Genomic DNA, 19,176 nt, shown 5'->3' with positions numbered 1-19,176 from the left:
AGTGCAACTGACTGACGCTGAGTGGGAGTTCATCGGGCCGTACCTGCCGATCGGTGAGTACGGCCCGTACCCCGAGCGGCTCCGTCGGCAGTTCGAGGGCGTGATCTGGCGGTTTCGGACGGGCGGCCAGTGGAGGGAGATGCCGAGCGAGTTCGGCGCCTGGTCCACGGTCCACAACCGGTTCCGGCAGTGGAGGGACGCCGGGGTCTTCGAGGCCCTGCTGGAGGGTGCGATCGCGGAGGCAGCGAAGCGGGGTGAGGTGGACTTGTCGCTGGTCAGCGTGGATTCCACCACCGTCCAGGCCCATCACGACGCCGCCGGGATGCACCTCGACCGACACGCTCGCCGACCTGCAGAAGGCCGCCGAGGAGGCGGAGAAGGCCCGGCAAAAAGGGGCGGTCCGAAGGAACAAGACGGGCAGGACACCGCAGACGACCCGGAACGGGACGAGCGGCGACGCGTCCGACGCAGACGCGGGATCCGCCTGAAGGCGGCCCTGCTCGGACGGTCCAGAGGCGGGCAGACCAGCAAAGTCCACATCGCCGGCGAGCGTAAGTGCCGCCCGCTGGCATTCGTCCTGACCGAGGGGCAGGCCGCCGACAGCCCGCAGTTCATCCCCGTGCTGGCGAAGGTCCGGGTTCGCGGGCCTGTCGGCCGTCCCCGCACCCGGCCCGACGCAGTCGCGGGCGACAAGGCCTACTCCTCGCGCGGCGACCGTTCCCACCTGCGTAAACGGCATATCAAGGCCGTCATTCCGGAGAAGCGGGACCAGGCCGCCAACCGAAGGAAGAAGGGCAGCAGGGGCGGCCGGCCCGTCGCCCACGAGGCCGGGCTCTACAAGGAGCGGAACACCGTCGAGCGCCTGATCAACAGGCTGAAGGCCTGGCGGGGCATCGCCACACGGTTCGACAAGACGCCCGAAAGCTACCTCGCCAGCCTCCACCTCCGTGCCTCGATGATCTGGATCAAGGACCTCACCAAAACCACCCCTTGATCACGACCAAATACGCTCCCTAGCAGCCAGGTCACCGCAGGGCGGTCCAGGCGCGGGCCCAGGATCCGTTCGAGCGACGGGTGGAACTGGGTGAGTAGGCCGCATATCCGGTTGCTGGTGCGGGTCGCCTCGGCGGCGAGGTGCTGGTCGAAGCCGGTCAGGACGGTGAGTTCGGCGGTGATCTCGTCGGTGAGTTCCAGCGAGCGCAGTGTGTGGGGCATGGTGCGGGTGGCGTCCGCGATCACAGCCACGTCCTTCGCGTCGGTCTTCGCCTCGCCGGGGTAGAGGTCGGCGATCCGGCACATCGCGAGTCCGGGCAGGTAGGCGACCCTGCAGCCCGCGTCCCGGGCGACCGTGAGCGGGAGGGGCCCGAGCGAGGCGGGCTGGTCCACGATCACCAGAACGGTGCCGAACTTCGCGGCCAGCTTGTCGAAGACCTTCTTCCCGGCCGGAGTCAACCCGTGCCCGTGATGAGCGGTCTTGCCGACATCCAGGCCGAGGGACACGCCCACGTCGCCGGTGCCTAACACGGTGCTCTCCACTCCTTCGGTGCGGCTGGCCTTGGTAACGGTGTCGTACTCGCGCATCCACGTCATGTAGACCTGCTGCCCGGACACGACCGGGCATTGCGCCTGGTCAGGCGGTGGTCGGACCTCTCATCAGCGTCTCCGACGGCACCCCACAAGCCAGGCGACACCACCCCCAGGTCATCCGTTCGGCAGAGGGGACACAGTCATACCGGGCCCGGAGGCCAGCCGCCCTCTTGCAGGACCCCGAAAAACATAACGGGGGCCGAGACGGGTGGATCATGACGTCGCCGGCCATCGGGACGCATCGTGTGGCGGGGGCCGTACGCTCGACGAGGATGAGCTCGACGGCCTCGCTGGTGGAGGCAACTCCGCTGGAGACGGTCGAGGCCGTACAGGACCCTCCCGGGCTCATCGAGGGTGCCAGTGAGGCAAGACACGCGGGATCGGGCAGGAACTGGCCGCCGTCCCGCACGTCGACGGCCAGGCCGACGGCCTTGATCTCGGCCTCCACCGACTCGGCCGGGGTCCGGCGGGCCGGGCAGAGGACGGACGTGAGGTGCTTGCCTTCCCTCTTGCTGTTCCGGTTCCCGGCCGCCTTGGACTTCAGGTCCGGTGGCGCGGGCCTCCTGTACCGCTCGCACCTCAGCCGGACTCCGGTCCGCTTCTTCCGCCCATGCTCATGCCGACGCGTCGACGCGCCGACGGCACGGAAGACACGGCGGCGGACCCGTCTCCCGTGCCGCCGCTCAGGCGCGGGAGACCCGGATCACCCGGTACTGAGGCCGGTGGACGGTGTTGTACGGGACGGGGGACCGGATCCCCAGGTCGACCGGCCGGCCCTCCTGCGCGTTCTCCTCGGTCACGGTGTAGGTCAGGGGGACGTAGCCCGGATCGCCGGCATGGGCCGCGTTGATCGCGTCGATGTTGGCGATGAGCGCCTGTCCGAACCCCTGGGTGGGCTCGTTGTCGGTCAGCACGGAGGCATGGCTCGACGGCCCCATCACATGTTCCAGACAGGTGGCGAGGTCGTCGGGCGGCGCCAGGTGGATCCAGGGGCCCGGGTGCGGCACGAAGATGTCGGTGTGCGACCGGTGATAGCCGAACCCGATGATGGAATTCCTGTTCGCCACCACCGACCCGGCGGCGAGCCCCTCCCTCCGCGAGATGGTGTCGAGGATCCCCTGCGCTCCAAGCGTCATGTCCGGGTCGTAGGCCGACACACCACCCACGCGGTCCCCCGCGAGACCGACCAGGAAGCCGGCCTCCTGCGGGGTGATGACATTGATCGCTCCGGTGACGGCGTTCCGCGACATCGTCATCGCCTCGTCCTGCGTCAGGAACTGGTCTTCGTCCGCCGCCAGTGTCGCCAGCCGGTCCACCACCTCCTGGGGAACGCCCCGGCCCGCGTAATGCGCGCGAGCCTCCGCCTCGTTGTCCAGGAACAGTTCCTCGTCCGCGCCGTTGTCCACGGAGTCATAGACGAGGCGCTGGATCTGCGGCCCCCCAGGAGCCGCGGCGGATCGCTGTACGTCCTGCCGGTGCTGCTCCTCTCCCTGCACCTGGCGCTGAACGGAGGGCCGGGCGTACACGTGTCCGCTCCGCTGGAGCATGTGCAGCACGGCGGCGTTCCCTACCGAGCGCTGGAGGCCGAGGACGCCGACCTGGCTGGGGGGAAGGGGCGTCCGGGGGGCCGGGGCGTGCCTGTCGGCGGCGCGGCCGGCGGGGGCGTTCATACGGGGGCAACGGGGTGATTCCTTCCACGAAGCGGCACCGCCCATGGAACATGCCCGCCACTGCCCCCCCCCGCCAGCTCCGGCGGGGCGGTCCTTCGGGCAAGCCTCCCGACCCTTCCGTCCCCGCCGGACCACCCGCCCGCCCGCAGGAACGAGGTCGAGCGCACGAGCAACGCCCTCAAGGGCTTCCGTGCCGTGGCCACCCGCTTCGACGAGCGGGCTTACGTCTTCCACGACACGGTGACCGTCACCGCGATCCGGCTCCGGCTCCGCTCCCGAGGCCCCTTCTCGCCTGCTTCCGATGCACCCCGGCCTACCGCAGGACGGGTCGGTTGGCGGATGTGTACTCGGCCGCGATGTCGAACACACTGGCACAGCGCGGGCATTCAGCCTTGCCGAAGAGGTGGGCGATTCCGTCAGCGAGTGCCTCGCGCCCGTCGCGGACGGCAGTCTCGTACATCCACCGGCCGGTACCGGAGAGTGCCTCGGAGGACGCCGGCCGGAGGTCACGGCGGTCCACGTCGCCCAGGTTCCAGTCCCGGATCGCTGAATAGCGCCCGTGGTCCCCGATGGCGACCGTCACTTCCACGGCGCAGTGGGGGCACGCCAAGTGGTAGAAGTCGTCCGTGAAGTCCCCCAGGACGGCACTCCAGTGGTACTCCTCCATGGCCGCGAGCGAATCGAGGAAGGCCGCGAGGTAGTCGACCGGCCGCGATCGCAGATGCCGGTCCAGCAACTCGTGGAACCCGGAGATCTCGTCGGCGCAGTTCGCCAGCAGATCATCGCAGCCATGGTGTCCTGCCACGCGTCGCAGGATCGTCCCCGCCAGTCCACGCGCCCGCGCACTCCTGGAGGCGAGACGCATCAGACGCGGCAGAGCGGCGAAACCGGCGGGGAAGACGAGGTCGTGTTCGAGGACCAGCCGGTATTCCAGCTCCTCCCATGCTTCGGCGTCGTCCTCGATCTCCACCTGTTCCAGAAGGGCGGGGACTCGATCGACATCCCCGTAGCAGTCGTACATCCGCGTCCAGTTCACCACCCGGGCATTAAAACGCCTCATGGCGGCCTGAACGGGCGTCCCCGTTCTTGACCCATCGGACAGGCCCTGGATCCGGTGGAGATCGCGGGCGGAGCCGGAGCCTGATCGAGACGCCGGTGACGGTCGGCCCGCCGGGTCCTCGTCGGGGCGGTGCTGCCGGGGCGTTGTTCTTTTCCCGGCACCAGCGGGCGCCTCTGGCGGCATGGGCGGCGGGTGCCTCGCGCTCGAATCGTTCGCGGGGCACCCGGGTCGGCGGAAGGCGACTTCTACTGGGGGGAGACCTCCGTCTTCGGCCTGCCGAAGTGCCACTCGTGGACCATGAAGCGGAAGTCCTTGAGGTCACCCTTCCCGTCGAAGCCCAGGGTGCCGGTCGGGGTCTTGAAGGTGCCCTCGTGGAGGGCCTTCGCGACCCTTTCGGGGTCTTCGGAGCCGGCCGCCTCGACGGCCTTGTTCTCGGGGTCCGCGTCGAACGCCCTCGGGACGGTGACCAGCAGCCCTTCGGAGGCGTCCTGGGCGATCCGCGAGAGAGGGTCGTTGGCGCACGCCTCCCCTGCCATGAACCGGGCCTTCACCCCGTTCTCCCGGCCCTGGCGCAGGATCTGGCCGAGCTCGGGGTGACAGCCGCCCCAGTGGACGAAGTCGACGCCGTTGGCCTTCACATGTCCCCACGGTAGAAGGGACCGCTGACAACCGGCCGGTCCCCGGAGGCTCCTCGGACACCCCCGCCCTCAGACCTCCGTCGCCACAGCCGCGACCCGGCGCTGGTGGACCCGCAGGTGCAGGGTCGCCAGGTCGAGGAGGGGGGTCTGTACGCCGAGGGTGCGGGCCCGGGTCGTCAGGTCGCCGAAGAGGTGTTCGACCTCGGTGGGGTGGCCCGACGTCAGGTCGCGGTAGAGGGAAGGGGCCATCGGCGAACCGGACGCGGAGACCACGGCCAGGGTCGCCGCCCGTTCCTCCTCCGGTACGGGGTGCCCGGCCGCCCCGGCGACCGCCGCCGCCTCGTCGAGCAGGGCCGGGCCCAGGGCGGGGCCGCCCGGCGCGTCGTACACCTCCCCGACCGTGCCGCGCATCAGGCTCGTCACGGCGCCGAAGGTGGTGATGAACACCCACTTGTGCCACATCGCCGTCAGGACGTTCCCCGGTACCGGCGCGTCGATCCCCGCCCCTTCCAGGACCGCTCTGATCCGCTCCACGCGCGCGGAGACCGTGCCGTCCTGCTCGCCGAAGGCGAGGTGGGCCAGGGGAGCGAGCCGGCGGATGTCTCCCCGGTCGTCGAGGGTGGTGACCACCTTCGCCACGCCGCCGAGGACGGCCGACGGGCCGAAGCGGGCGTTGAGGGCGTCCAGGTGCGCGAAGCCGTTGAGGAGCGGCACGATCGCGGTGCCCGGGCCGACGGCCGGCGCCAGGTCCGCCATCGCCCGCTCCAGGCCGGTGGACTTCACCGAGAGCAGGACGAGGTCGTACGTGCGGTCCAGCTCGTCCGCCGTGACGAGGCCGGGTTCCAGGATCCACTCCTCGTCCCGTCCGACGACCCGCAGTCCGCGCTCGCGCAGCGCGGCGGCCCGGGCGGGCCGGACCAGGAAGGTGACGTCCTTGCCGGCACGGGCCAGCAGGGCGCCGAAGTAGCCACCGGTGGCACCGGCGCCGACGACCAGGATCCTCATCGTCGCGAACCTCTCGTGGGGCGCCCCGCGGGCGCGTGGGTGATCAGGGGGGTGAGCAGCCGGTGGGGCCGCGCGAGCGCGGCCGTCACCGGATCGTCGCCGGGGTCCGCGGGGGCGAGCCCCGGGCCGGGAGCCACCAGGACGTCCCCGGCCGGTACGGACGCGCCGCACTCCGCGCAGCGCCCGTCCGGGTCGAGCGGGGCCCCGTCCCCGGCGTGCCGGAAGACGCGCCGGGGGCCGCCCTCCGCCGGATGGAACTCCTCGCCCCAGGCGGTGAGCGCCCGGACGGCCGGCCAGAGGGCGACGCCCTTGGGCGTCAGCCCGTACGCCTCGCGGCGGCCCGTCCCCGGCTCGGGGCGGCGCTCCAGGACCCCCGCCCCGGTGAGGGTGGCGAGCCGGTCGGTGAGGACGGCCCGGGGCACGCCCAGGTGCGCGGCGAACTCGCCGAACCTGCGGACCCCGTAGAAGGCGTCGCGCAGGATCAGCAGCGTCCAGCGCTCACCGACGATCTCCATCGAGCGGGCGAGGGCGCAGGTCTGGCCGCGGTAGTCGCGCGGAAGCGTCATGAGCGGAGCCTAGCGGAGAAGAGTTCGGTCACCGAACTGTTTGGGGGAGTCGGGGAGGGAGGTGGGGTTTGCGGGCGTGTGGAAGTCGGAGGCTCGGGTGTCGGGGTCGGATGCCGTTGTCGTGTGAACGAAAGGGACGACTAGGCTCTCGCTCACCATGAACCAGCCCACGGAACCCAAGGCCGACAAGTCGGGAGTGCGCCGGCACAACCTGAGCCTCGTGCTGCGGACCGTCCACGAGGCCGGCGAGACCACCCGGGCCGCCGTCGCGGCACGCGTCGGACTCACCCGGCCCGCCGTCTCCTCCCTCGTCGAGCAGCTCCTCGACCTCGGGCTCCTCATGGAGTCGGGCAAGACCTTCAGCGGGCAGGCGGGACGGCCCGGCACCGTCCTCAAACCGGCCGACACCGGCCCCGCCGGGCTCGGCGTCGAGATCAACGTCGCCTACGTCACCGCCTGCGTCGTCGACCTGACCGGCACCGACCGCGTTCGGCGCACCGAGCACCTCGACAACCGCGCGGCCGGTGCGGGCGAGGTCCTGGCCCGGGCCGCCCGCATCGCCGCCGGGGCCCTCGGCGAAGCGGCCGGCCTCGGCCTCGTCCCGGCGGGGGCCGGCCTCGCCCTGCCCGGACTCGTCTCCGGCGGAACCGTCCGGCAGGCCCCCAACCTCGGCTGGAACGACGTCCCCGCCGAACGCATCTTCGCCGAGGCCCTCGCCGCCCTGCGTCCTGCCACCGCCGGACTTCCCGTCGCCTCCGACAACGAGGCCAACTCGGCGGCCCTCGCGGAGCTGTGGTTCGGCTCGCTCGGCGAGGTCCGCACCTTCCTGCACCTGACGGGGGAGATCGGCGTCGGCGGCGCGATCGTCGTCCACGGCGAACTCCTGCGCGGGGCGCAAGGGTTCGCGGGCGAGATCGGCCACACGGTCGTCGACGCCGAAGGGCCCCGCTGCCGCTGCGGCTCGCGCGGCTGCCTGGAGCAGTACGCGGGGCAGGCCGCCCTCCTCGCCTCCGCCGGGGCGGCCGGCGTCCCCGACCTGGCGCGCCGCGCCGGAGCGGGCGAACCGCGCGCCCTCGCCGCCCTCGCGCGGGCGGGCCGGATGCTCGGGCGCGCCCTGTCGGGGGCCGTGAACCTCCTGGACCCCGAGGCCGTCGTCCTGGGCGGCATCTACCCGCGCCTGATGCCCTGGCTGACGCCCGCCCTGGCGGAGGAGCTCGCCGACCGCGTCGTCTCGGGCCTCTGGACCCCGGACGCGGGCCGTCTGCGCCCGGCCTCCACCGCCACCGACGCGGCCCGGGGCGCGGCGGCCCTCGTCCTCCGCGACGTCCTGGCCGACCCGCTGGCCCACGCGGTGGCGGCGGGCGACCGGGCGAACTGACGGCGCCGCCGACCCGTCCGGGGGCGTTGTCAGTGGTCACCCCTAACGTTCTTCCCATGACGACGACCTATCTGGAGCTGTCGCAGGACGGCGGCGGTGCCCACAAGTTCTACGAAGTGACCGTCGAGGACCTCGCGGTGTCGGTCCGCTACGGCCGGATCGGCACCGAAGGCCAGACGCAGCGCTCCACGTTCCCGACCGCGCAGAAGGCCCAGGCCGCCGCCGCGAAGAAGATAGGGGAGAAGGTCCGCAAGGGCTACGCCCCCGCGGTGCGCGGAGCGCGCGCCGCCCGCGCGGTGACGCGCCGCGCCGTGGTCTCGGCGCCCTCCACCGCGCGGGCCGTCGCCCCGGTGCTCTGGCGCTTCCGGACCGGCTCGGCCGCCTTCGGCATCCACGTCGACGAGGAGCGCTGCTGGGTGGGCAACCAGGCGGGGGACGTCTTCACGCTCGACCGCACCGGCGAGGTGCAGGCCCGCTTCAGCCTGCCGGACGGCGTCAAGTGCCTGGTCGCCGACGACTTCTGGATCTACGCGGGCTGCGACGACGGCAAGGTGTACGACCTGTCGTCCAAGCTCCCCTTCGCCGCGTACGACATCGCCACCGACGTCGACATCTTCTGGCTCGACATCCACGAGGGCGTCCTGCACGTCGCCGACCGCTCCGGCCGGCTCACCGTCATCGACCACGAGGACGAGCACCAGTGGGCGCGCGGCGGCCGGGGCGAGCACGCCTGGATGGTCCGCGCCGACGGCGACGCCGTCTACTACGGGGACACGCGCGGCGTCGCGGCCCACGCGCCGGACGGCGGCGGCGAGCTGTGGCACACGGCCACCGACGGCACGGTCCTCTTCGGCTGGCAGGAGGACACCGCGGTCTACGCGGGCACGGGCCGCAAGAAGGTGCAGCGGCTCGCGAAGAAGGACGGACGAGTGGAGGCGGTGTACTCCTGCGACAGCGCGGTGTACTCCTGCGCCACCTCGCCCGGCGGCCGGTTCGTCTTCGCGGGCGACTCGTCCTCCTCCGTCTACTGCTTCGCGGAGGACGGCACCCGGCTGTGGAAGCTCGGCACGGGAGGCGGCTCGGCGCTCTCCATGCAGTACCGGGACGAGCGGCTCTACCTGGTGACCACCGACGGCTCGCTGGTCTGCGTGGACGCGAGCGAGGCGGCGATCGCGGCCGCCCAGCAGGGCACGGTCCCGGTCGCCCGGGACGTCAAGCTCGCCGCCGCGATGCCGGTGTACGAGCCGGCCACGACCGCCACCGCCGTGACCGTCGTCAGCGACGCCCCGGCCGGCGCGGTGATCGTGGAGTGCGTGAACGAGTCGGGCCGGACCCGGGTGCGGGTCGTCTCGGGGGGCTACGACTCCTCGTGGAACGTGCAGTTCCCGCGCGCGATCCGCGAGCCCGGCGCGCGGTACGTGGTCGACGCCCTGCACCCCGCTGCGGGCGGCTTCTACCGGGTCCGCGGCGACATCCGGCGCCTGCTGTGACGGTACGGGGGACCGGGGAGGGGGATGCCGGGGGCGTCTTCGAGGTGGCCACGGGCGACGGGCCGCCGCTGCCCCCGGCCGACGCCGAGCAGCGCTCCCGGGAGGTCCGCAGGGCTCTCGACGGGCTGCTCCAGATCAGACGGCTGACCCGGAGCCGGAGCGGGGACCCCGAGGGGGCGCCCGCCGACTGGGAGCTGCGGCGCCCGGTCCGGGCGGTGGCCCTGGCCCTGGAGGCCGGCGGGATCACGCCCTCGTCCGTGGACGGCGCCGGGGAGCGCCGCTCCACCGGCTACCGGGTCCGGGCGGGGGAGCGGCCCGGCACGGCCGTGGTCGAGTGGCTGGGGCCGCCGGGCGCGGGCGCCGCCCGGGAGGAGCCGGAGGCCCTCGGCGCGTGCGTCCCCGTCCTGGCCCGGCTCGGCTGGGACGCCCTGCTCTACAAGGGGCCGCGCGGACGCCGCTTCCTGGAGGTGGAGCCCGGGCAGGCCTGAGCCGGGCCGGGGCTCAGGCGATCGAGGCGGAGACGATCGCCGAGACCGCGATGTTGCAGGAGGCGGTCACCCAGACCGCCGGGTGCGGCTCGGGATCGACGAGGGTGGCGCCCAGCTTGCCCGGCGTGACCAGGTCGACGACGAGGAACGCCACCGCCATCATCACCAGGCCGAGGAGGCCGAACGCGGCGGTCGAGAGGAGGCCCTTGCCGAAGTCGTCGTACGTCGTCCAGATCGAGGTGAAGACGATGCCGCCGATGCCGAGGAGCGCCGAGCTCAGCAGGATCGCGGCGTTGCGGTTGCGGTCCTCCCAGATCTGCCGCCCGAGCTTGCCGGGGGTCAGCAGGTCCACGAGCACGATGCCGAGGATCAGCAGGACCACGCCGAGGGCGCCGTAGGCACTGGTCCGGCCGAGGCCGTTGACGATGTCGCTCATGGGATGCCGGCTCCGGAAGGTTCACGATCGCGGGGGATCGGTGGTCAAGGACCGGCAAAATGTAGCGCACGCGTCAACGGCGCCCGCCGCCCGCCCGGAGACCGGATGGACGGCGGAAGATGGTGGCCGGGGCGCGTGCCGCCCGTCAGACCCCCGGCGGCAGGTGCTTGGCGCGCGAGCGCACCTGGAGGGCCGTGACGATCTCGACGGCGCCGACGGCGACCAGCCAGATGCCGCCGAGGAGCGTGAGCACCGCCGCCGACTCCAGCGGAGACACGATGAGGACCACCCCGGCCAGCGCGCTGACGATGCCGAGGAAGACCTGCCAGCCGCGGGCCGGCATCGCCGGGTCGGAGGCCGCCGCCACGGTCTGGGTGATGCCCCGGAAGAGCCAGCCGATGCCGATCCAGAGCGCGAGCAGCAGGATCGACTGCGTCGCGCCCCGGAAGCAGAGCAGACCGAGCAGGATCGACAGGGCGCCGCTGATGAAGGCCATCACCCGCAGCGCGGTGCTCACATGGGTGCCGAAGGCGGCGACCAGTTGCAGCACACCGCTGAACAGCAGGTACAGGCCGAAGAGCACGCCGGCCACGACCAGCGAGGCGCCCGGCCAGACCAGGACGAGGACGCCGAGGATCAGGGCCGCGACGCCGGCGAGGAGCAGGGCCTGCCAGGCGGCGCCCGCCAGCGCGCCGAGGGGCCCGGCCGGTACGTCCCGGTCCGGGGGGCGTTCGTGGGAGCGGTCATGAGTCTGTGTCATGGGACGGAACCGTTCTGTTCGCGGGGAGGGATCGTTCGCGGGAGGGGCCGTCCAGGAGGGCCCCGTTCGCGGGGCGGGATCAGAGGGGGGTGGCGTAGCCGCTGAGGAAGAGGGCCTCGGTCAGCGCCATGTGCTCGATCTCCGAGGGGTCCACGCTCTCGTTGGGCGCGTGGATGAGACAGCCCGGCTCCTCGACGCCGACGAGCGCGATCTCGGCGTCCGGGAAGTGCGCGGCGAGCACGTTGCACAACGGGATCGACCCGCCCTGCCCCGCCTGCACCATGTCCTTCCCGTACGCCTCGCGGAACGCCGTCGCCAGGGCCCGGTAGGCGGGGCCGTCGGTGCGCGCCCGGAAGGGCTGGCCCGCGCTCTCCGGCTCCACCTCCACCCGGGCGCCCCACGGGGCGGTCGAGGTCAGGTGGTCGGTCAGGGCGCGCAGCGCGTCGTCCGCGTCGATCCCCGGCGGGACCCGCAGGCTGACCCTGGCCCGTACCTTCGCCTGCACCGCCGCAGAGGAGCCCACGACCGGCGGGCAGTCGATGCCGAGGACGGTGACGGCGGGCCGGGCCCACAGCTCGTCGGCGACCGAGCCCGTACCGACGAGGGACACCCCGTCCAGGACGCCGGCGTCGGCGCGGAACTGCTCGGCCGGGTAGTCGACGCCCCGCCAGGTGCCGTCGCCCGCGAGGCCCTTGACCGCCGTGTTGCCGTGCTCGTCGCGCAGGCCGTCGAGCATCCGGACGAGCGCGGCCAGCGCGTCGGGCGCCGGGCCGCCGAACATGCCGGAGTGCATCTCCCCCTTCAGGGTGGAGACGGTCACCACGACGTTGGTGAGGCCGCGCAGCGAGGTGGTCGCGGTGGGCAGGCCGAGCGCGAAGTTGCCGGTGTCGCAGATCAGCAGCGCGTCGGCGGCGAACAGGTCCGGCTGGAGCGGGACGAGCTTCTCCAGACCGCCCGTCCCCTGCTCCTCCGACCCCTCCGCCACGAACTTGAGGTGGACGGGGAAGCCCCGGCCCTCCGGCCCGCCGAGCGCGCGCAGCGCCGTCAGGTGCATGGCGATGTTGCCCTTGCAGTCGGCGGCGCCGCGGCCGTACCAGCGCCCGTCGCGCTCGGTGAGCTCGAAGGGCGGGGTGCGCCAGGCGGCGTCGTCGAGCGGCGGCTGCACGTCGTAGTGGCAGTACAGCAGGACGGTGGGCGCGCCCTCGGGGCCCGGCGCGTGCCCCACCACCGCGTCCGTGCCGTCCGGGGTGGTCACCCGCCGCATGTCCCTCAGCCCGGCCTCCGTGAAGGCCCGGACGAGGAAGTCGGCGGTCTTCGCGCACTCCTCGGGCGGGAACTGGCGGGGGTCGGCGACGGAACGCATCGCCACCAGCTCGGTCAGGTCCTCCTTCGCCCGGGGCATCAGGGCCCGGACCCTCTCCCGCAGGGCTGCGGTCTCGGTGGACTCGGCGGTCATGCGCACCCACTTCCCTCGGGTCGCCCCCGGGGGGCACGGTTCGCGACGGTCCCGGGGCGGCGACGGCCCTCCCACTAAAACAACAGCGGACAAAAGCCGCAAAAGGTGACTCGTATGGCGTACGGATCCCGGGGCCCGGGCGGCGCGGGCCCCGGGGGAGGACGACAGTGGACGGCGTACGCGTCCCCCTCCCGCACCTGGAGAACCCATGGGCCACCCCAACCGACGCGACCTCGGGCTGCTCGTACTGAGGGTCGGCACCGGAGCCGTGCTCGCCGCACACGGCACGCAGAAGCTCTTCGGCTGGTTCGGAGGCGGAGGCGTCGAGGGCACCACCAGGGCGATGGAGGCCATGGGCTTCTCGCCGGGCCGGCAGAGCGCGATCGCCGCCGGTCTCGGCGAGGCCGGCGGCGGCGCCCTCCTCGCCCTCGGCCTCGCCACCCCGGCCGCCGGCGCCGCCGCGGCCGGCGCCATGGCGGGGGCCGTCTCGGTACACGCGCCGGCCGGCTTCTTCGCCCAGGGCGGCGGCTACGAATACCCCGCCTTCCTCGGCTTCACCGCCGCCGCGATCGGCGTCACGGGCGCCGGACGGTACTCCCTGGACCACCTCACCGGGCACGTCCTCGACCGGCGCTGGGTGGTGGCCGTCGCCTTCCTCGGCACCGCGCTCGCCGCGGCCGCCGTCGTCGGCCGCCGCGCCCAGGACCAGGCGGCTCCCGAGCCGGACCCCGAGCCGTCCTAGAACGGGCCGGCGGGGACCCGCACGCGTTCGCCGCGCGGGAGGGTTAGGCTCGCGGGAGAGGAAGGGACGGGCGCCGCGCATGAAGATCGATCTGACGGACACCAATTCCAGCAGGATCAACAAGGCGATCCTGAAGGGCCGCAGGGACGTCGGCACCCCCGCCGTCGGCGCCGTGCTCACCCTCGTCGTCGTCACCGACGAGGAGAACGCCTACGACGCCGTCAAGGCGGCCGGCGAGGCCTCCCGGGAGCACCCCTCCCGCATCCTCGTGGTCATCAAGCGCCACGCCCGCTCCCCCCGCGAGCGGCACGAGACCCGGCTCGACGCCGAGGTCCGGCTCGGCAGCGACGCTGGCTCGGGCGAGACGGTCGTCCTCCGGCTCCACGGCGAACTCTGCGCCCGCGCCGAGTCGGTGGTCCTGCCCCTGCTCCTGCCGGACGCGCCCGTCGTGGTCTGGTGGCCCGTCGACGCCCCCGAGGTCCCCTCCAAGGACCCGCTCGGCGCGCTCGCCCAGCGCCGCATCACCGACGCGTACGCGGTGGAGGACCCGCTCTCCGTCCTGGAGACCCGCGCCGCCTCGTACGCCCCCGGCGACACGGACCTCGCCTGGACGCGGCTCACCCCCTGGCGCTCGATGCTGGCCGCCGCGCTCGACCAGGCGCCGCTCGACGTCACCTCCGCCGCCGTCGAGAGCGAGGCGGAGAACCCCAGCGCCGAACTCCTCGCCCGCTGGTTCGAGGTCCGGCTCGGCGTCCCCGTCGACCGGGTCGTCACCGACGGCCCCGTCGTCACCGCCGTCCGCATGGGCACCCCGGACGGCGAGATCCTCATCGACCGGCCCGAGGGCCCGGTGGCCCGCCTCTCCATCCCCGGCCAGCCCCACCGCGTCCTCGCCCTCAAGGTCCGCTCCACCGCGGAACTCATCGCCGAGGAACTGCGCCGGCTCGACCCCGACGAGGCCTACGAGGCCGCCCTGCGCGGCCGTGCCCGGACCGGCCCCCGGACGGCGTGAGGACCTTCCGGGGCGTCAGGCCCGGTACGTGACCGCCGTGGCCAGCAGCCCGTCGGCCACCAGCCACCGGCCGGCGAACTCCGAAGGCCCGGGGCCCCGGAGCAGTACCGCCCGGAACGACCCCGAGAGGTCGAGGGCGATGTCCGCCTCGTCGAAGCCGAGACGGGTCCGCGTCAGCGGGAACCACGCCTTGTAGACGCTCTCCTTCGCGCTGAACAGCAGCCGGTCCCAGTGCACGTGGGGGGCCCTGCGCGCCAGGCCCTCGACGCGGCGCAGCTCCGAGGGCAGCGCGACCGCCTCCAGCACGCCCGGCGGAAGCGCCCGGTGCGGCTCCGCGTCGATGCCGACGGACAGCACCTCCGGGGACCGCCGCGCGACGGCCGCCGCACGGTAGCCGTCGCAGTGGGTCATGCTCCCCACCACCCGCTCCGGCCAGCGCGGCGCGCCCCGCTCGCCCGGCAGCAGCGGCACGGGAGCGACGCCCAGCTCGGCGAGGGCCCGCCGGGCGCACAGCCGTACCGTCGTGAACTCGCGCCTGCGGCCCTCCGAGGCCCGGCGGACCAGCGCCTCCTCGGCGGGGAACAGCAGCGCCTCCGGCGGATCGCCGTACGCCTCCGCCGACGCCACCCCCGGCGGCAGCAGCCGCTCGATCACCCCGCCGTACCGGGGGAACGGGACGCGTGCGCGTCCGGCCGCCCGGGCGCGGCCGTCGATCCGGTGTCCGTCATGCGGCCAGGCTCGACGGCCCCGCTGAAGCGCCGCTGAAGGCGCCTCCCTGCCCGCCGGTGGTTCAGGGCTGCTTTAGAACGCGCGCCTAGCGTCCCCACGCAAGCCGGACAGAAGGCCGGACGCAACGCGAGAGGAGGACTTCACGTGGTGGACCTGGACCGTACGGTGCGCGTGCTGTCCGCGGGGACCGCCCTGCCGGGCTCCCCCGTCGACACCGAGGCACTGGCCGCACGCTTCGGCATGGACCGGCTCTGGCAGCAGTGGGTCGACGCCTTCATCGGCACCCGCACCCGCCACCTCGCCCTCGACCTCGCGACGGGCGAACCCCGGGAATCGCTCGCCGACCTCGCCACGACCGCCGCCGCGACCGCGCTCGACCGCGCCGGACTGTCCCCGGACGACGTCGACCTCGTCATCCTCGGCTCCGCCACCCCCGACACCCTGATGCCCGCGACCGTCAACGTCGTCGCCGACCGGCTCCGCATCGACGGCATCCCCACCTTCCAGCTCCAGTCCGGCTGCTCGGGCGCCGTGCAGACCTTCGACGTGGCGACCTCGCTGCTCGCCGCGGGCCGCCACCGCACGGCCCTCGTCATCGGCGGCGACGTCATCGCCAAGCACTACGACGTGACCGCCGACCTCGGCGCCCTGCCGCCGGAGGAACTCGTCAACTACGTCCTCTTCGGCGACGGCGCCGGCGCGGCCGTCCTCACCACCGAACCCGGCCACGACGACTCCCCGGCCGTCCGCACCGTCCTGACCCGGCTGTCCGGCCTCGACCGGGAACCGGGCCAGGTGCTCCGCTGGTACGGACTCGCCGACCGCGACAGCCCCCAGCCCCCCGCCGGCGAGGACTACAAGGCCATCGAGGAACTGGTCCCCGAACTCGCCGCCGAAGCGGCCGACGAGATCCTCGACGACCTCGGCTGGGAGCGCGAGGACGTCGACTACCTGCTGCCCCCGCAGCTGTCCGTCACCATGACCGACCGGATCGTCAAACGCCTCGACTTCCCGCTGGCCGAGGAGATCAGCTGCGTCGGCGACACCGGCAACAACGGCAACGCCCTGCTCTTCTTCCAGCTGGAGCGACTGCTCGACGCGATGGACGCCCCGTCGCGGGCCGTCGCCGTGGCCATCGAGTCCAGCAAGTGGATCCGCTCGGGCCTCGCCCTGGAACTGAACGGGAACATCTGACATGAGCGCCGCACCCGGCCGCCCCCTGGACCGCCAGGAGTTCGCCGAACTGGTCCGCGACGAGATCGGCATCGACGTCACCGAGGCCGAACTCGACCTCCCCCTCGACGCCTTGACCGGCTGGGACTCCGTACACCTGCTGTCCCTGCTCGTCCTCCTGGAGAAGGAGACCGGCAGGCAGCTGTCCCTGCCGGACTTCCTCGACGCGGGCACCCTGGCCGCCGTCCACGAGACGGCGACCCGGTGACCGGCCGCCCCTTCCCCGTCCAGCGGCGGCACACCCTCTTCTTCCTCGACCAGATCAGGGACTTCTCCCCTGTCCACCTCGACACCGAGGTGGACGCCACCGCGATCGTCGCCGCCCGCCGCCGCGCCCGCGAGGCCGGTGCGCGCCGCTCGGTCGTCACCCACGTCGTGCACGCCGCCGCCGGAGTGCTCCGCGCGCACCCCGAGGCCAACGCCGCGATCCAGGGACGGCTCGACCCGACCGTCGCCACCTACGACACCGTCAGCGCCAAGGTCACCCTCGACCGGACCCTGGACGGCCGCCGCGTCGTCCTCGCCACGGTGATCCCCCGCCTGGAGGACGCCGGCCTCGACACGATCCAGGAGCACCTCGACCGCGCGCTCGCCGACGACCCCGACACCGCCGAACGGTTCGCCCCCGTCCGGGCCCTGGGCGCCCTGCCCTGGAAGGAGGCCCTCGACCGGTTCCGGGCCGCCGCCGGACTGCTGGAACGCCGCCCGGAGATCACCGGCACGTTCAGCGTCACCTCGCTCGGCCACCGGGCCGTCGACGGATTCCACTCCGTCGGCGGCACCACCGTCACCCTCGGCGTCGGCCGCATCGCCGACCGGCCGGTCGTCCGCGACGGAGCGGTCGTCGTCGCACCGGTCCTGCGGCTCTCCCTCACCTTCGACCACCGGGTCATCGACGGCGCCGAGGCCGCCGACGTCCTCACCGAGATCAAGGACGCGCTGGAGGCGTACCCCGCATGACCGACACCACCGCAGGACCCGGCCCCGGCAACGACCTGGACGAGCTCAAACGCTTCGTCGTCGCCCACGCCGTCTCCCAGAACCTCCCCGCCGACCACTACGCCCCGCTCCTGGACCGGATCACCGCCGACGCCGGCGACGCCCCCGGCTCCTGGGCGTACGAATGGATCCGGGCCGGCGACGAACTGGACGCGGCCGGACAGACCCTGGCCGCAGGGCAGTACTACGTCCTGGGCCGCTTCCCGTTCGTGGACGGCCCCGGCCGGGCCCGCGCCCTGGCGCGCTCCGTCGACGCCTTCGACCGCTGGCGCAAGGCCGAGGCGGCCGGCATCGAGGCCGGGACGGTCGACGTCGACGGCGTCCCCGTCCGGATCTGGACCGCCGGCCTCGACACGGCCCGCCCCCGCCCGCTGCTCGTCGTGACCGGCGGGATCGTCAGCACCAAGGAGCAGTGGGGGCCGCTGCTGCCGCAGCTCGTCTCCCTCGGCCTGGCCGCCGCCGTCGCCGAACTGCCCGGCGTCGGCGAGAACCCCCTGCGCTACGAGCGCGACAGCGCCCGCCTGTTCGGCGCGATCCTCGACGCGCTCGCGGACCGCGCCGACGTCTCCCGCACCTATCTGCTCGCCCTCAGCTTCAGCGGCCACCTCGCCGTCCGCGCCGCCCTGGCCGACCCCCGGATCCGCGGCATCGTCGGCAACGGCACCCCCGTCCACGACTTCTTCACCGACCCCGACTGGCAGCGGACCGTCCCCCGGATCACCCGCGACACGCTCGCCCACCTCGCCGGAGTCCCCTCCGACACGGTCTACGCGCACCTGCGGGACTGGGCCCTCACCGACGACGAACTCCGCTCCCTCGCCGTCCCGTTCGCGGCGGTGGCGGCCCGCAGGGACGAGATCGTGCCGCCCGCCGACGCCGAACGGCTCCGCCGGAACATCGCCGACCTGCGGCTCCTGGAACACGACGACGTGCACGGCGCCCCCGCCCACCTCGCCGAGACGAAGGCGTGGAGCCTCCTCGCCGTCCAGGAGATGCGACCGGACGCCGACCCGGCGGTCACGGAACGCCTCGCGGCGGCCCTCGCGGCGGCGCGGGACGCGGGGGCGGGGCGATGAGCCCGACCGGGAGCACGGCGACCGCGACGACCACGGCGGCTACGGCCTCGGCTCCGGCGACCGCCGCGTCCACCGCCACCGCCGCCGACTGGCTCCGGCAGTACGCCCCCGCCGACGCCGGAGCCCCCTGCCTGGTGGCCTTCCCGCACGCCGGCGGGTCGGCCGGGTTCTTCGCCCCGCTGGCCCGCGCCCTCGCCCCCGCCGTCCGGGTCCTGGCCGTCCAGTACCCCGGGCGGGTCGAACGCCGTGCCGAACCGCCCGCCGAGAACATCCGGGAACTCGCCGGACACGCGCTCGCGGCCGTCGCCGAGGCCGTCGCGGGCACCCCGGCGGGCGACGGGACCGCCCCGCTCGTCCTCTTCGGACACAGCATGGGCTCGCTCGTCGCCTTCGAGGCCGCCCTGCTCGGAGAACGCGGCTCCGGGCCCGCCCCCGCCGCGCTCCTCGCGTCCGGCGGCCGCGCCCCGGACCTGACCCGGGTGGACCCGGCGATCCTGCGCAGCGACGACTCCCTCGTCGAGGAGGTCCTGCTGCTCGGCGGCACCGACCGGACCGTCCTGGACGACCCCGACCTGCGCGAGCTGTTCCTGCCCGCGCTGCGCGCCGACTACCGGGCGCTCCAGTCCTACGTCCCCGAGCCCGCCGCCCGCCTGCGCTGCCCCGTCCGGGCACTCGTCGGCGACGGCGACCCGCTGGTGCCGGTCGCCGACGCGCGGCGCTGGCGGGACCACACCACGGGCCCCTTCCGGCTCCGGGTGCTCCCGGGCGACCACTTCTATCTGAATCCGCGGCTGACGGACGTGGCGGACACCGTACGCACGGTGCTCGCGGAACTGTCCTGACCGAGAGTG

At 73.6% G+C, this 19,176-nt stretch carries 20 protein-coding genes and 2 pseudogenes; 12 read left to right on the top strand and 10 right to left on the bottom strand.

The window, feature by feature from the left end; genetic code table 11:
- The first annotated feature begins 1 nt into the window (after window position 1).
- Window positions 2-994, top strand: a complete 993-nt coding sequence (locus tag ACIQD7_RS00870) for an IS5 family transposase (RefSeq protein WP_402438170.1) — start codon at window positions 2-4, stop codon at window positions 992-994.
- A gap of 20 nt (window positions 995-1,014) precedes the next feature.
- On the opposite strand, the pseudogene ACIQD7_RS00865 reads toward ACIQD7_RS00870, so the two are convergent.
- Window positions 1,015-1,581, bottom strand: a pseudogene (locus tag ACIQD7_RS00865) (IS110 family transposase); the annotation flags it as partial.
- 689 nt (window positions 1,582-2,270) lie between these two features.
- A complete protein-coding gene (locus ACIQD7_RS00860) occupies window positions 2,271-3,113 on the bottom strand; it encodes a hypothetical protein (protein WP_402438168.1) in 843 nt (280 codons plus the stop codon).
- Window positions 3,114-3,401: 288 nt separating this feature from the next.
- On the opposite strand from ACIQD7_RS00860, the pseudogene ACIQD7_RS00855 reads away from it, so the two are divergent.
- Window positions 3,402-3,530 (top strand): annotated as a pseudogene (locus ACIQD7_RS00855) (IS5/IS1182 family transposase); the annotation flags it as partial.
- Between the two features lie 40 nt (window positions 3,531-3,570).
- Here the strand turns inward: ACIQD7_RS00855 and ACIQD7_RS00850 are convergent.
- From ACIQD7_RS00850 to ACIQD7_RS00835, 4 genes are all read right to left on the bottom strand, one after another.
- On the bottom strand, window positions 3,571-4,296 hold the full coding sequence (locus ACIQD7_RS00850; RefSeq protein WP_402438165.1) for a hypothetical protein: 726 nt from the start codon (window positions 4,294-4,296) through the stop codon (window positions 3,571-3,573).
- Window positions 4,297-4,562: 266 nt separating this feature from the next.
- Window positions 4,563-4,955, bottom strand: coding sequence for a hypothetical protein (locus ACIQD7_RS00845; RefSeq protein WP_402438162.1), 393 nt, complete (start codon window positions 4,953-4,955; stop codon window positions 4,563-4,565).
- 69 nt (window positions 4,956-5,024) lie between these two features.
- Window positions 5,025-5,960, bottom strand: a complete 936-nt coding sequence (locus tag ACIQD7_RS00840; RefSeq protein WP_402438159.1) for a ketopantoate reductase family protein — start codon at window positions 5,958-5,960, stop codon at window positions 5,025-5,027.
- Window positions 5,957-6,526: a winged helix-turn-helix transcriptional regulator gene (locus tag ACIQD7_RS00835; RefSeq protein ID WP_390756926.1), complete on the bottom strand. Its 570-nt coding sequence runs from the start codon at window positions 6,524-6,526 to the stop codon at window positions 5,957-5,959. Before ACIQD7_RS00835 ends, ACIQD7_RS00840 begins: the two co-directional genes overlap by 4 nt.
- A 157-nt stretch (window positions 6,527-6,683) precedes the next feature.
- Here ACIQD7_RS00835 and ACIQD7_RS00830 point away from each other — a divergent pair, with 157 nt between their 5' ends.
- Genes ACIQD7_RS00830 through ACIQD7_RS00820 form a run of 3 tightly spaced genes read left to right on the top strand, consistent with a single transcriptional unit; the run spans window position 6,684 to window position 9,882 of the window.
- On the top strand, window positions 6,684-7,904 hold the full coding sequence (locus ACIQD7_RS00830; protein ID WP_402438155.1) for an ROK family protein: 1,221 nt from the start codon (window positions 6,684-6,686) through the stop codon (window positions 7,902-7,904).
- Between the two features lie 56 nt (window positions 7,905-7,960).
- Window positions 7,961-9,394, top strand: coding sequence for a WGR domain-containing protein (locus tag ACIQD7_RS00825; protein ID WP_402438152.1), 1,434 nt, complete (start codon window positions 7,961-7,963; stop codon window positions 9,392-9,394).
- Between the two features lie 44 nt (window positions 9,395-9,438).
- On the top strand, window positions 9,439-9,882 hold the full coding sequence (locus ACIQD7_RS00820) for a hypothetical protein (protein ID WP_402438149.1): 444 nt from the start codon (window positions 9,439-9,441) through the stop codon (window positions 9,880-9,882).
- A 13-nt stretch (window positions 9,883-9,895) separates the two neighbouring features.
- Here the strand turns inward: ACIQD7_RS00820 and ACIQD7_RS00815 are convergent, their stop codons facing one another.
- The 3 genes from ACIQD7_RS00815 to ACIQD7_RS00805 form a co-directional block, all read right to left on the bottom strand.
- The gene (locus tag ACIQD7_RS00815) at window positions 9,896-10,318 is read right to left on the bottom strand and encodes a DUF350 domain-containing protein (protein WP_121827873.1); all 423 of its coding nucleotides are present in this window, start codon (window positions 10,316-10,318) and stop codon (window positions 9,896-9,898) included.
- A gap of 145 nt (window positions 10,319-10,463) precedes the next feature.
- Entirely contained in the window at window positions 10,464-11,078 is a 615-nt protein-coding gene (locus ACIQD7_RS00810; RefSeq protein ID WP_402438145.1) for an HdeD family acid-resistance protein, read from the bottom strand.
- 79 nt (window positions 11,079-11,157) lie between these two features.
- Window positions 11,158-12,534, bottom strand: a complete 1,377-nt coding sequence (locus ACIQD7_RS00805) for a dipeptidase (RefSeq protein WP_402438142.1) — start codon at window positions 12,532-12,534, stop codon at window positions 11,158-11,160.
- A gap of 208 nt (window positions 12,535-12,742) precedes the next feature.
- Between ACIQD7_RS00805 and ACIQD7_RS00800 the strand changes: the two genes are divergently transcribed.
- Both ACIQD7_RS00800 and opcA read left to right on the top strand, forming a co-directional pair.
- The gene (locus ACIQD7_RS00800) at window positions 12,743-13,276 is read left to right on the top strand and encodes a DoxX family protein (protein WP_402438139.1); all 534 of its coding nucleotides are present in this window, start codon (window positions 12,743-12,745) and stop codon (window positions 13,274-13,276) included.
- 79 nt (window positions 13,277-13,355) lie between these two features.
- Window positions 13,356-14,288, top strand: a complete 933-nt coding sequence (gene opcA / locus ACIQD7_RS00795; RefSeq protein WP_402438136.1) for a glucose-6-phosphate dehydrogenase assembly protein OpcA — start codon at window positions 13,356-13,358, stop codon at window positions 14,286-14,288.
- Window positions 14,289-14,303: 15 nt separating this feature from the next.
- Here opcA and ACIQD7_RS00790 read toward each other — a convergent pair whose 3' ends face one another.
- A complete protein-coding gene (locus tag ACIQD7_RS00790) occupies window positions 14,304-14,942 on the bottom strand; it encodes a 4'-phosphopantetheinyl transferase (protein WP_402438133.1) in 639 nt (212 codons plus the stop codon).
- Between the two features lie 219 nt (window positions 14,943-15,161).
- On the opposite strand from ACIQD7_RS00790, the gene ACIQD7_RS00785 reads away from it, so the two are divergent.
- The 5 genes from ACIQD7_RS00785 to ACIQD7_RS00765 are packed head-to-tail and all read left to right on the top strand — an operon-like array spanning window position 15,162 to window position 19,167.
- Window positions 15,162-16,211, top strand: coding sequence for a 3-oxoacyl-ACP synthase III family protein (locus ACIQD7_RS00785; RefSeq protein ID WP_161372102.1), 1,050 nt, complete (start codon window positions 15,162-15,164; stop codon window positions 16,209-16,211).
- A 1-nt stretch (window position 16,212) separates the two neighbouring features.
- Complete coding sequence (locus tag ACIQD7_RS00780) at window positions 16,213-16,458, top strand: phosphopantetheine-binding protein (RefSeq protein ID WP_402438130.1); 246 nt, start codon at window positions 16,213-16,215, stop codon at window positions 16,456-16,458.
- Window positions 16,455-17,210: a 2-oxo acid dehydrogenase subunit E2 gene (locus tag ACIQD7_RS00775; RefSeq protein ID WP_402438127.1), complete on the top strand. Its 756-nt coding sequence runs from the start codon at window positions 16,455-16,457 to the stop codon at window positions 17,208-17,210. The genes ACIQD7_RS00780 and ACIQD7_RS00775 overlap by 4 nt, the downstream gene beginning before the upstream one ends.
- The gene (locus ACIQD7_RS00770) at window positions 17,207-18,325 is read left to right on the top strand and encodes an alpha/beta hydrolase (protein ID WP_402438123.1); all 1,119 of its coding nucleotides are present in this window, start codon (window positions 17,207-17,209) and stop codon (window positions 18,323-18,325) included. Before ACIQD7_RS00775 ends, ACIQD7_RS00770 begins: the two co-directional genes overlap by 4 nt.
- Window positions 18,322-19,167, top strand: coding sequence for a thioesterase II family protein (locus ACIQD7_RS00765; protein WP_161372106.1), 846 nt, complete (start codon window positions 18,322-18,324; stop codon window positions 19,165-19,167). The genes ACIQD7_RS00770 and ACIQD7_RS00765 overlap by 4 nt, the downstream gene beginning before the upstream one ends.
- Window positions 19,168-19,176: the final 9 nt, after the last annotated feature.

The organism is Streptomyces sp. NPDC093071, assembly GCF_044754545.1.
Classification (GTDB): Bacteria; Actinomycetota; Actinomycetes; order Streptomycetales; family Streptomycetaceae; genus Streptomyces.
The sequence above is the reverse complement of the archived record's forward strand: the minus strand, read 5'-3'. Positions and strand labels throughout refer to the sequence as shown.

Coding starts and splice junctions, on each gene's coding strand:
- ACIQD7_RS00800 (WP_402438139.1), top strand. CDS start 12,743: ATGGGCCACCCCAACCGACGCGACCTCGGGCTGCTCGTACTGAGGGTC.
- ACIQD7_RS00810 (WP_402438145.1), bottom strand. CDS start 11,078: ATGACACAGACTCATGACCGCTCCCACGAACGCCCCCCGGACCGGGAC.
- ACIQD7_RS00825 (WP_402438152.1), top strand. CDS start 7,961: ATGACGACGACCTATCTGGAGCTGTCGCAGGACGGCGGCGGTGCCCAC.
- ACIQD7_RS00835 (WP_390756926.1), bottom strand. CDS start 6,526: ATGACGCTTCCGCGCGACTACCGCGGCCAGACCTGCGCCCTCGCCCGC.
- ACIQD7_RS00815 (WP_121827873.1), bottom strand. CDS start 10,318: ATGAGCGACATCGTCAACGGCCTCGGCCGGACCAGTGCCTACGGCGCC.
- ACIQD7_RS00805 (WP_402438142.1), bottom strand. CDS start 12,534: ATGACCGCCGAGTCCACCGAGACCGCAGCCCTGCGGGAGAGGGTCCGG.
- opcA (WP_402438136.1), top strand. CDS start 13,356: ATGAAGATCGATCTGACGGACACCAATTCCAGCAGGATCAACAAGGCG.
- ACIQD7_RS00840 (WP_402438159.1), bottom strand. CDS start 5,960: ATGAGGATCCTGGTCGTCGGCGCCGGTGCCACCGGTGGCTACTTCGGC.
- ACIQD7_RS00780 (WP_402438130.1), top strand. CDS start 16,213: ATGAGCGCCGCACCCGGCCGCCCCCTGGACCGCCAGGAGTTCGCCGAA.
- ACIQD7_RS00770 (WP_402438123.1), top strand. CDS start 17,207: ATGACCGACACCACCGCAGGACCCGGCCCCGGCAACGACCTGGACGAG.
- ACIQD7_RS00765 (WP_161372106.1), top strand. CDS start 18,322: ATGAGCCCGACCGGGAGCACGGCGACCGCGACGACCACGGCGGCTACG.
- ACIQD7_RS00830 (WP_402438155.1), top strand. CDS start 6,684: ATGAACCAGCCCACGGAACCCAAGGCCGACAAGTCGGGAGTGCGCCGG.